Annotated in this window: 2 protein-coding genes; both read right to left on the reverse strand. The window is 42.5% G+C overall.

Annotated features, from left to right (window positions below; translation table 11 throughout):
- Positions 1-761: tRNA uridine-5-carboxymethylaminomethyl(34) synthesis GTPase MnmE (gene mnmE, locus ABZV40_RS46390; protein WP_355456515.1), on the reverse strand; the 761-nt coding region annotated here is incomplete at its 3' end.
- 91 nt (positions 762-852) lie between these two features.
- On the reverse strand, positions 853-1,800 hold the full coding sequence (locus ABZV40_RS46395) for an IS30 family transposase (RefSeq protein WP_351004109.1): 948 nt from the start codon (positions 1,798-1,800) through the stop codon (positions 853-855).
- Positions 1,801-1,900 lie beyond the last annotated feature (100 nt).

Consider the following 1,900-nt stretch of genomic DNA (forward strand, 5'->3'; position numbering starts at 1 on the left):
GCAATATCAGTGATAATGGCTTTTTCTTCACGAAGCAATTGATTAAGTAAACTTGATTTTCCAACGTTTGGCCGACCAATAATCGCCGTTTTTAAACCTTCTCTTAAAATTTTTCCGCGTTTAGCTGTTGATAAAAGATTTTCCAAAAGCTGTTCAAAATGAGCCGTTTTTTCAAGGAGCATTTGTGAAGTCATTGTTTCCACATCATCATACTCTGGATAGTCAATATTGACCTCGACTTGTGCCAAACTTTCGAGAATCTCTTGACGAATGTTATTAATCATTTTTGAAAGACTTCCGTCAAGTTGTTTTACGGCAATGTTGGCAGCTTTGTCAGTTTTAGCTCGAATTAAATCCATGACAGATTCAGCCTGAGCCAAGTCAATTCGTCCATTTAAAAAGGCACGTTTGGTAAATTCGCCAGGTTCAGCGAGTCTTGCGCCATTACGTAAAAGTAATTGCAAAATTTCTTGTGTGACTGCAATTCCACCATGCGTATTTATTTCAACAATATCCTCGCGTGTAAATGTTTTAGGCGCACGCATGACTGAAACCATGACTTCGTCAACGAGACGTTTTTCTTCAAAAATATGGCCATAATTAATCGTATGGCTAGCAACTTGAGTTAAATTTTTTCCTTTATAGACAGATTGAGCAATTTTTAGGGCATCTGTCCCTGATAAACGAACAATGGCAATTGCTCCTTCACCAAGCGGTGTCGAAATCGCCGCAATCGTATCAAATTCTTGTGTTAATGTCATAAAGACTATTTTAACGCAAAAAGGCTGAATTTCCTAGCCTATTTAATTTATTTTTTTATAAAAAATAAAAATCGCAAATTGCAAGTCCAAGTTAGCCAGCCAAGCTCATCTCATATGAACTCTTATAGTTGAACATTTTTCTTGGATAATGGTTCATCCAATACTCGATAGCGGCGACTTCTTCAGGGGTCGTCTTTGTTGTGCCTTTTGGCAGATGCCTACGAATCATTCGGTTATGGTTTTCATTCGTCCCTCGCTCAAAGCTCGCGTAGGCGTGTGCATAGTAAACTGGACAGCTTACGTCCTCAGAGAGCCTTGCAAATTCATGGCCATTGTCAGGGGTAATGGATTTGAAGTCATAACTTTTTTGAAGTTCCACCAGCTCATCATTGACCGCCTGTGCTGTTTTCCCATCAATCAAGCGAATGATCTCCGTGCGGTATTTTCGCTCTGTGAGCGTCAAAAGCACCTTGTTCTTAGCTCTCGTAAGAATGACCGTGTCAATCTCGTAATGCCCCACTTCTAAGCGATTGTTAATGAACTCAGGCCGTTCTTCAATAGACTTACCAAAAGGATGCTTTGGCGCACGAGGTTTGATTTTCTTTGCCGCCTTATACTGCGGATAGAAAAGATGATGACGCTTGGCTTCTAACCAGCCCCAGTTGACCCAATTGTAGAGGCTGCTCAGAGAAACTCCTTTTAGAGCCTGATGAATGACTTCCAAAGAGTCCTTGTCTTCTTTAAGACGTGTACTCACATAACAATCAATCTCAGTCGTGAGTTTACTCGGACGAACACTGTGAGCCCTCAATCCTTCATAATTTTCTTGAGCCTTTTTAGCAGAGTATTTTACCTTCCGCTTGAGCTGGATTTCCCCTCGCTTCATCTCTCTGTCAATCGTCCCATGAGCTTTATTCAATAAGCGCGCAATCTCACGGTTGCTCAGTCCTTCTTTATTGTGCCAACGTTCAATGTTTAAACGGTCTTGATTGGTCAGGTGTTTCCCTTTGCTCTGGCTTGTGATAGAATAGTCTTGCATCTGAATCGCCGTCCACACCGGACAGGCGACGGTCGTCGTCCTGTGCGCCACGGCTTTCGTGCTGACCTCCGCCGAGACGTTCGCGGACGCGGCGTCGCAG

This window comes from Lentzea sp. NPDC004782 (genome assembly GCF_040609115.1).
Taxonomy (GTDB): domain Bacteria; phylum Actinomycetota; class Actinomycetes; order Mycobacteriales; family Pseudonocardiaceae; genus Lentzea.

Coding starts and splice junctions, on each gene's coding strand:
- ABZV40_RS46395 (WP_351004109.1), bottom strand. CDS start 1,800: ATGCAAGACTATTCTATCACAAGCCAGAGCAAAGGGAAACACCTGACC.